Below are 249 nucleotides of genomic sequence, written 5' to 3'. Positions count from 1 at the left end.
GCCGAGAGAAGCGGACCGCCTTCCCAGCGCCGTCACATCACTCGAGCGCCGCTTCATCATGACGCCCATGCAAGATGGACTTCGCCTGGCAGGCACCGTCGAATTTGCCGGACTGATACGAACGCCTAACATGCAACGCGCCTGGCAACTTCACAAGTTGACCGAAGGATTGTTCGAGACTCCCCTCGACACCACGAACGCCACGCCATGGATGGGCTTCCGACCGTCACTGCCAGATTCGCTCCCGAT

At 60.2% G+C, this 249-nt stretch carries 1 pseudogene; it reads left to right on the top strand.

Annotated features, from left to right (window positions below):
• Window positions 1-249 (top strand): annotated as a pseudogene (locus tag SCA31_RS24815) (FAD-dependent oxidoreductase); the annotation flags it as partial.

It is taken from the genome of Chryseobacterium sp. SIMBA_028, assembly GCF_046535285.1.
GTDB lineage: Bacteria > Bacteroidota > Bacteroidia > Flavobacteriales > Weeksellaceae > Chryseobacterium.
The sequence above is the reverse complement of the archived record's forward strand: the minus strand, read 5'-3'. Positions and strand labels throughout refer to the sequence as shown.